The sequence below is a fragment of the Mesorhizobium sp. M7A.F.Ca.US.006.01.1.1 genome (assembly GCF_003997935.1).
Lineage (GTDB): Bacteria > Pseudomonadota > Alphaproteobacteria > Rhizobiales > Rhizobiaceae > Mesorhizobium.
In genome coordinates this window covers 1-8,508 of record NZ_RZQL01000276.1, presented here as the reverse complement: position 1 = coordinate 8,508, position 8,508 = coordinate 1, and the positions used below count along the sequence as shown (strand labels likewise).

Annotated in this window: 8 protein-coding genes and 2 pseudogenes; 3 read left to right on the top strand and 7 right to left on the bottom strand. The window is 62.3% G+C overall.

The features are described from left to right. From EN943_RS31780 to lgt, 5 genes and pseudogenes are all read right to left on the bottom strand, one after another. A pseudogene (locus EN943_RS31780) lies at positions 1-212 on the bottom strand (hypothetical protein); the annotation flags it as partial. Positions 213-255: 43 nt separating this feature from the next. Beyond that, positions 256-1,407, bottom strand: coding sequence for a Xaa-Pro peptidase family protein (locus tag EN943_RS31775; protein ID WP_027039386.1), 1,152 nt, complete (start codon positions 1,405-1,407; stop codon positions 256-258). Next, the gene (pgeF, locus tag EN943_RS31770) at positions 1,407-2,201 is read right to left on the bottom strand and encodes a peptidoglycan editing factor PgeF (protein WP_127415975.1); all 795 of its coding nucleotides are present in this window, start codon (positions 2,199-2,201) and stop codon (positions 1,407-1,409) included. Before pgeF ends, EN943_RS31775 begins: the two co-directional genes overlap by 1 nt. A 107-nt stretch (positions 2,202-2,308) precedes the next feature. Further along, complete coding sequence (locus EN943_RS31765) at positions 2,309-3,397, bottom strand: class I SAM-dependent methyltransferase (RefSeq protein WP_127415974.1); 1,089 nt, start codon at positions 3,395-3,397, stop codon at positions 2,309-2,311. Further along, positions 3,394-4,281 (bottom strand): prolipoprotein diacylglyceryl transferase, encoded by an 888-nt coding sequence (gene lgt / locus EN943_RS31760; protein WP_127415973.1) that lies wholly within the window; start codon positions 4,279-4,281, stop codon positions 3,394-3,396. Before lgt ends, EN943_RS31765 begins: the two co-directional genes overlap by 4 nt. A gap of 166 nt (positions 4,282-4,447) precedes the next feature. Between lgt and EN943_RS31755 the strand changes: the two genes are divergently transcribed. From EN943_RS31755 to EN943_RS31745, 3 genes are all read left to right on the top strand, one after another. Then, positions 4,448-4,750, top strand: a complete 303-nt coding sequence (locus tag EN943_RS31755) for an accessory factor UbiK family protein (RefSeq protein WP_127415972.1) — start codon at positions 4,448-4,450, stop codon at positions 4,748-4,750. 345 nt (positions 4,751-5,095) lie between these two features. After that, positions 5,096-5,596 carry a YbjN domain-containing protein gene (locus EN943_RS31750; RefSeq protein ID WP_013893499.1) on the top strand — a complete coding sequence of 167 codons (501 nt, stop codon included), beginning with the start codon at positions 5,096-5,098 and terminating at the stop codon, positions 5,594-5,596. Between the two features lie 26 nt (positions 5,597-5,622). After that, positions 5,623-5,982 carry a tRNA-binding protein gene (locus EN943_RS31745; RefSeq protein WP_127261686.1) on the top strand — a complete coding sequence of 120 codons (360 nt, stop codon included), beginning with the start codon at positions 5,623-5,625 and terminating at the stop codon, positions 5,980-5,982. A gap of 116 nt (positions 5,983-6,098) precedes the next feature. On the opposite strand, the gene EN943_RS31740 is transcribed toward EN943_RS31745, so the two are convergent. Then, on the bottom strand, positions 6,099-7,673 hold the full coding sequence (locus EN943_RS31740) for a hypothetical protein (protein ID WP_127415971.1): 1,575 nt from the start codon (positions 7,671-7,673) through the stop codon (positions 6,099-6,101). A gap of 293 nt (positions 7,674-7,966) precedes the next feature. Beyond that, positions 7,967-8,508: pseudogene (locus tag EN943_RS31735) on the bottom strand (glycosyltransferase); the annotation flags it as partial.

The following is an 8,508-nucleotide window of genomic DNA, read 5'->3' as shown; positions in this document are numbered from 1 at the left end:
GGTGCGGCGGTGATTGCGGGAGCGCCCGCCGTGCTGGTGGCGGGCCCGGCCGGAACCGTTGCTGCCGTGTTGCCTGACGTTGCGGGCAGCGTCTGGGTCGACGACGCCGGCGGGGTGATCGCCGACGGTTCGAGCACGTCCTTTGCGTTGGTGCAGGCGGCAAGAGCCAATGCCACAAGCAATGACACGGTCGTCACATGCGATCGTCTCATTTGCCTTCTAACTCCTTGGCGAAGAACGCCTCCCATTGTGGATTCACTTTACGATCAAGTCGAGATCATGGCGGGACAGCGGCTTGGGCTGGGATTCGGTGGTCAGGTAGGTGCGGCCAAGCGTCATCGCCGTCTCGGTGTCGGAGTCCATGATGATCATATGGGCGAACAGCGTCATGTTGGGCGCGATCGGTTCGGGATTGCCCTGGTAGAACATCGGCATGTCCATCCAGGACGGGGTGAAGCGGGCGCCGACCGAATAGCCGCAGGCGTTCAGCCGGTGCTTGGTGAGGCCGTGCGCCTCCATGGTGCGGGCATGCGCATCGAAGACGTCGCCAAAGCTGTTGCCCGGCATCATCGCCTTCTCGACAGCCAGGAGTGCCGCGCGGGCGGCGTCGAACAGTTCCTGATGGCGCTTCGACACCTTGCCGGTCAGCACCGTGCGCATCATCGGCGCATGGTAATGGTTGAAGACGCCGGCCCATTCGAGCGTCAACTGGTCGTTCTTGGTGAGCTTGCGGCGGCCGGCCTTGTAGCGGCACAGCAGCGCATCGACGCCGGAGCCGATGATGAACTCGTTGGCCGGATAGTCGCCGCCGCCGGCGAAGATCGCGCCCTGCATGGCGGCCAGGATCAGGGCTTCGTCGCCGCCCTGCTTGATCAGTGGCAGCGCCGCGTCGAGCGCATCGTCGGAGAGATTGGCGGCCTTCTCGGCCTTGGCGATCTCGGCCGGACTCTTGAACAGGCGCAGCCGGCCGACAATACCGGACGCATCGGCGATCTGGCCGAAGGTCTGCAACTGCTCGTCCAGGCGGCGGCCGTTGAAAGCGGTCAGGCCGTGGGTGTCGTATTCGACGCCGATGCGGGCACCGAGCAGGTCGAGTTCGTTGAGCAGATTGCGCAGGTCGACTGCCGGATTGGCGCCGTTGCGGTCGGTCCACAAGACGATGTTGTCGATAATCGAGGTCTGGCGCGCCTGGCGCAGGTCGGCCGAGCGGGTCAGAAGCACCATCGAACCGTCGGCCTTCACCACCAGGCACTGGAAGAAGCAGAAGCCGAACGTGTCGTAGCCGGTCAGCCAATACATGCTTTCCTGCGCGAACAGCAGGATGGCGTCGAGCTTCTTTTCGGCCATCTCGATGATCAGCCGGTCGCGCCGCGCGTCAAATTCAGATCGTTCAAAATGCAGCGCCATTATTCCCTCTCCAAGACAATTGCCGAAACCTGCCGGCCGTAATCGGGCTCCTTGCGATGCGTGGTGCGCCGGTAGGAGTAGAACAGGCCTTCCTCGGCGTAAGTGCAGCGGTCGAGGCCCTCAGCCGTCACGCCGGTCTTGGCCAGCCGGTCAACCGTGTAGCGGTTGAGGTCGAACATCGCATGGCCGGCATTGGCGGACGGCGCGAAATAGAGGATGTTTTCGGCGTCGGCTTCGACAAAGCGGGCGACGAATTCCGGGCCGACCTCGTAGTTTTGCGGGCCGATGGAGGGGCCTAGCACGGCGACGATGTTTTGGCGCCGGGCGCCGAGGCTTTCCATCGCCAGGATGGTGTTTTCGAGCACGCCGGTGAACGCGCCTTTCCAGCCGGCATGCGTGGCGCCGATGATACGTGCCTGCGCATCAGCGAACAGCACCGGACCGCAATCGGCGGTCGAGGCGCCGATGGCGATGCCCGGCCGGTCGGTGACGATGGCGTCTGCCTTGGGCCGCTCGCCGGCAAAGGGTTCGCTGACGATGATGACGTCGGGCGAATGGACCTGCCAGGCGGTCAACAGATGGCTCGTCGGCACGCCCATCCAGGCGGCGACGCGGCCGCGGTTCTCTGCGACCAGCGCCTGGTCGTCATTCGATCCGGTGCCGATGTTAAGGCCCTGGTAGATGCCGCTGGAAACACCGCCGATGCGGGTGAAATAACCGTGGCGGATGCCTTGTGCCTGCGCCTTGTCCAGCAGCGGCGACCGAACGGGATCCGGTTTGGTCTGATTCAGCATGCGGGCGTTGTTGTCCGTGTGGGCGGTTTCGTCAAGAAGAAGGTGCTTGGTCGAGAACAGGCGCTGCAAAGCGCGGACGGGAGATTGGGAGGGGCGGCGGTAAAAAGTCAATCCGCCTCGGTGAAGGGCCGAACCGCCACGCCGCGAGGCAGTACCGCAAGCACCTTGAACAGCTCGCCCATGGCTTGCGGCCCTGCGAGGCGCTCGACGTCGCCGGCGATCCTTTCGCGCGCCGCCTGGCCGGCATCGGCGCCAAGCCGGCCGGCGCGCTCGAGGATGCCCATGCCGAGCAGGAAGTTGCCCTGTGTCGTCAGATGGGCTTCGAGGCCATGTGCACGCACGATCGCGGCAAGGGCGGCGAAATCGACATGGGAGGTGAGGTCGGCCTCACCGGGATTGGCCAGCACATCTTCGTGATCGTGGCTGCGCAAGGCCTGCAGCGTGTCCCCGACACCCGACTGGAGATGGCCGTAGTCGAGAAACAGGCCGGCGCCGCCATGCCTGGATATACGCTCGGCGATTGTTGCCATGAGCGCGGTGCGGGCAGGCGCCACTTCGGCGATCGCACCTTGCGGCGCGTCAGCGGCATCGGCGGGCAGCAGCGTCGGGTCGACCGAGCCGGCGCCGGCGAAGAAGCAAAGGTCGTTGGTCTCGTCGAGGCCGACCATACGCTCGCGCCAGCCGGCGCCGGCGCGGATGAACTGGCGGATGGGCACGGCGTCGAACAGTTCGTTGCCGACGATGAACAGCGATTGTTGCGGCAGGGTCTGGATGGTTTCATGCCAGCCAACCGCGAAGGGTGTGACGCCAAGCGTCTTTTTTTGCACCCCGGTCAGGCGCGGGCTGGTCTCGATCATGGCGAAGGTGGCGCCGTTGGCCAGGTCAGGATCGAGCCGTGACAGCGTGCGCAGCATGTCCTTCATCAGCGTGCCGCGGCCGGGTCCGATCTCGGCGATGGTGGCCGACCGCGGCCGGCCGCTCGCCAGCCAGGCTTGATAAAGCCACACGGCGACAAGTTCGCCGAACATCTGGCTGATCTCCGGCGCGGTGATGAAGTCGCCGCCCGCGCCAAAAGGCTCGCGCGTCGTGTAGTAGCCGTCCGCCGGGTCGAACAGGCAGAGCGCCATGTACTCGTTGACGGGAAGCGGCCCCAGGGCCTCGATCAGGTCGACGATGCGGGTCTTCAGCCGTGTCATGCCGGCTGCGGCTGCGTCACCGGCTTGGCGGTCGCCATCGCCCAGATGCCGGCCAGCACCATCGGCGACGACAGGATCATGCCCATGGTCAACCAGTTGGTGCCGAGGAGATAGCCAAGCTGCTGGTCGGGTTCGCGGAAGAACTCGACGAAGATGCGCGACAGGCCGTAGCCGCAGATGAAGGCGCCGCCGACGAAGCGCGGCGTCTTCAGCTTGAGGCGCGAATGGGTGAGGATGCGCAGCACGAGGAACAGCACCAGGCCTTCGAGCAGGGCCTCGTAGAGCTGGCTCGGATGGCGGGGGTCGAGGCCGGCCGGACACTGCCCTAGCGCCTGCTGGAGGCGATCGTTGCAGAAGACTACCCCCCAGGGCATGTCGGTCGGCCCGCCCCAAAGTTCGGCATTGATGAAATTGCAGACGCGCACCAGGCCCAGCCCAACCGGCACGCCGGCGGCGACGACATCGAACAGCGACCAGGTGCGAATGCCGCGTTTTATGGAAAACAGCGTCATGGCGAGGATGACGCCGAGCAGGCCGCCATGGAACGACATGCCGCCCTGCCAGACGGCGAAGATGTCGAGCGGGTGCGCGATGTAGCGCGGCAGGTCGTAGAACAGCACATAGCCGGTGCGGCCGCCGAGCACGACGCCGATGGCCGCCCAGACGATGAAGTCGTCGAGATCCTCCGGCTTCATCGGCAGGATGCCGTTCGGCCACAGCCTGGCATTGGCGGCGAGCCGCTTGGCGTACCACCAGGCAAACAGGATGCCGACGATGTAGCCGACGCCATACCAGTGCACCGCCAGCGGCCCGATCTGGATGAGGATCGGGTTGATGTTGGGGAAGGGCAGGGAGGCCAGCGGCAGCAGGAAATATTCGTTCAACGGGGAACTCTCGGTTGCGATCGCATTTGGGCGCGGACCATGCGGCAGGGTTTTGGCAGGGTCAAGGCAAGGTGGGCGCTCTCGACTTGATGCCGCAGCAAGGTGCAACAAGCTTGCATTCGACGCGCGGCGCCATTACCTCATTTCGAGCAAGCGAGGATTTGCCATGTCGACCGGACCGAACCGCATTCTCGATGAATTCGCCAAGCTGATGACCGATGCCGCCGGCGCCGCCCAAGGCGTGCGCCGTGAGGTGGAGACCGCCTTCAAGGGGCAGGCCGAGCGCATTCTCAACACCATGGACGTGGTGCAGCGCGAAGAGTTCGAAGCGGCGCGCGAGATGGCCGCCAAGGCGCGGGAAGAAAACACCCGCCTTGCCGCCCGCATCGAGGCGCTCGAGGCGAGGCTTGCCGAACTGGCCGGTGACGCCACACCAGCGACGGCTGCCAAGCCGCGCACAAAAAAATAATCGTTAAACTTTTCCACATAGCCCGATCCTGAAAAGCGCTTTGCCGTGAATCGCTTAACGGCATTGCATGAATCTTTGTGACAGCGGCTTTCCACATGCGAATGACGCAGTGCGAAGAATTGGGCTGTTCACGCGACTCTCGATCAATAGACTGAATTTGTTGCATGATTCGGAGCAGGGTCATGCGACCGGGCGGTGGGGTCCGGTCTGGGGTCTTTGCGTCGAGAAGTAGTCTTTTGCGCAAAGAAAGTCCTGGCCGTCCGAGTTCTAGACAAGATTGTTCGTTGTGTGTGCCCTCCCGCGGAGCGTGTGGCGGCGCTCGTACAGAACGACAGGAAGCATTCCATGGAACTTCTCGAACTCGAATTCTCCCGCGAAATCCATCCGGTGGATGTTATCGAGCAGGTGGCCCACAACAACGACTGGTCCTTTGAGCGGGCCGGCGACGACGAGATTTCGATCTCGGTTGCCGGAAGCTGGACCGACTATCACGTCTCCTTTTCGTGGATGGAGGATTTCGAGGCGCTGCACCTGGCCTGCGCCTTCGACATCAAGGTGCCGGAGACCCGCGCGCTGGAAGTGATGCGGCTTTTGTCGCTGATCAACGAGCAGATGCTGTTCGGTCATTTCGACCTCTGGGAGCAGGAGGGCGCGATCATGTTCCGCCAGTCGCTGCTGCTGGCCGGCGGGGTCGAGCCGTCGAGCCAGCAGGTCGAAGTGTTGCTGTCGTCGGCGCTGGAAGCTTGCGAATGCTACTTCCAGGCGTTCCAGTTCGTCGTCTGGTCGGGAACTTCGGCCAAGGACGCCCTGGCCGGCGTGCTGTTCGAGACCTACGGCAACGCCTGAGTCCCCGTAAGGCAGACAAGACCAAGATGAGTTCGAACAGCGAGCGCAAGCCCGAGATCAGTTTTGCCGATTTCGATCGTGTCGACATCCGCGCCGGCACGATCGTCGAGGCCGAACCGTTTCCGGAGGCGCGCAAGCCCGCATTCAAGCTGAAGATCGATTTCGGCGCCGGCATCGGCATCAAGAAATCGTCGGCGCAGATCACCAAATACTATACACCGGAGACGCTGATCGGCCGGCAGGTGTTCGCGGTGGTCAACTTCCCACCGCGCCAGATCGGTCCGTTCATGTCGGAAGTGCTCACGCTCGGCTTTCCCGACGAAGAAGGCGCCGTGGTGCTCGGCGCGATCGAGCGTAAGGTGCCGGATGGCGGGCGGTTGTTTTAGGGTTCGAACTGGGGATCAGAATCCCAGGCGAACTGGGATGGATTGATAATCCTTTCGGCAGATGCTTCAGCATGGATTGCATGCCGATGACGTGACAGGAGTGTCGCGCGTGGACATCATCCGGTTTTCCTGTTCGCGTCGACCAATTTCCTTATTCTGTAAAACTTGAACTGCTTGCCTTCGGCGATTAATTCAAGATTGCCGTGTCGTGGCGGGCTGCTCTCCGGCGCGATTACCAGCAGATAGTCAAAGTCACGGGTCCAATGCGCTGCATACGCCGCCTCGACCGGTGGGGAAGCACCGGCGGCGTAGGCCTCCAGTTCAGACATCGGGATGGGCCCGCCTTGCGGTATGGTCAGGTTTGCTACTTCCGGCCGGGGCCTCACCGGCTGTTTTCCCGGATAGGTGAACAGCGTTGGCATCAGTGCATTGCGTGTGACTACGGCCAACGCGGCAGCATTGTACATTGGATAAAGGAGCAGATTCGTTGGCGGGTCGTCTGGAAGGCCATTCTGGCCGGTAAGGATTCGCGAGCCCATTGGAATGGCGTCGAACGCGGTCAAAAGGGCACGATATTCGCTGCGGCACGACAACTGCGCCCAGATCGTGATGCCACTGTTCGCAAGCCCGGCGCCAAACGCCAGCGCGACGAGAAGTGTTCCACGCGAGCCTTGCGGACGCTTGATCGTGATGAAGGCTGGCAGGATCAGAATAAGCGCCAGAAGAACGCGCCCGTCGACAAAGGCCGTGTCTGCAACGCGAAACGGCATGACAATGAACAGACACAAGAGCCCAAAGCCTATCCAGCAGCCGACGCGAGAGACCGCCACTATCCTGTGCTTCACCGCAAGGTAACTGAGAATGATCAGCACCACGGTCACGGCTGAGGAAGTGTATCGGCTGAAGCCGTTGACTTGAACCAGCGCCAACAATTTCGCCGACAGGACCCATTCGGTTCCTTCGCCACCCACTTTGCCGCCGTAGGCGAGCGCCAGGGCGCCGACTGCGACGACCGGAGCAGCCATTCCGGCAACCAGCAAGATCGTGCGTTTCCAATTCTCGATATGGTCTGGCCAGCGGGAGAGTTCGTACAGCCCCACCACAATGCCATACAGGCCGAGGGCAAATAAGTGAGAGATATACAGAACCACGACGACGACGGCGTGGATCGCAAGGCGCAGCGGTAAAGGCCTTTCCGCAAGCCAAATCCAAACCGCGATGGACCAAAGAACGATCCCGAACCCAAATTCGAAATTCACGAATCCGAAAGCGAAAGGCATGGCGTAGAGGAAGAGCGAAGCGACGAAGCCGCTGAGGATCACGCGCCCCTGTGCGGCCGCTCCGACGGCCATTGCCCCGCTGACGACCAGCATTTGCGAGACTAGATAGAAAAGCTTTGATGCCAGCTCGATCCCGATCAAGCGTCCAGCGAACGGGACGACGAGATCCATGGCTAGATTAGGGTAGGGCGCCCACGCGGCTTCATAGTAGGGATGGGCCTCGGGCGTACCGGCGCGCATCAAGATCGACATTCTTGCGAGATGATTTGGATAGTCCGCCATGGCCGGTATGTCGACGAGCAGTACGGGCAAGAAAGCCACCGCCAGCAGAACTATCAGCAAGGTACCTTCGGGCCTGATGAAATGGCTCGTGTAACTGTTGATTTTGTTGGAGGCTGCTGCTTCGAACATGCCGCAATGTAGGTAGAAATGGTAAATTTTGAGTCGCCGACAGTTGCCAGGGATTTTCCATGTCTTTGGAAGGGCGAGATGGCGGCGCGTCTCAAGTATGGATGACTATGCGGCCCTGGACTGCATTGTCGATTTGACTTGGTCATGGCTCCGAAGCCGCACAATACAAGCTATGACCCCAAGCCATCTCTTTGAAACAAGGTGCCGTGGCAGACTACGGTTGATCATGCGTCGCCACGCTTTGTCATCCGTGGCGGTGCGTCGGCTTCGCCCTTGGATAACGAGAAGCACGATCAGGCCGCGAGCTTTCGCGGTGTGCCCAGTGCTTCCTCGACCGTGTCGAGGAACATTTCCGCGCAGGCCTTCCAGCTGTAGCGCATGGCGCGTTCGCGGGCTTCGGCACGGTCGACGTTGAGCGCGGCGAGTGAGGCCTCGCGCAGATCGTTGGAGACCGCGCCGCCAAAACCATCGCCGACAATGTCGATCGGCCCGGTCACCGGATAGGCGGCAACCGGCGTGCCGCTGGCCAGTGCCTCGATGATGACGTTGCCGAACGTGTCGGTGCGGCTCGGGAAGACGAAGACGTCGGCCGAGGCATAGATCTCGGCCAGTTCGTCGTTAGGGCGATGGCCGAGGAAATGCGCTTGCGTGTATTTCGCCTTCAGCCTGGCAAGCTCGGGGCCTTCGCCGACGATCACCTTGCTGCCCGGCAGGTCGAGGTCGAGGAAAGCGCTCAGGTTCTTTTCGATGGCGACGCGGCCGACACAGAGGAAGACCGGGCCCGGGAAGCCGAAGTCCTACTTCTTGTCTGATCGGAAAGGATCGGTGTCGACGC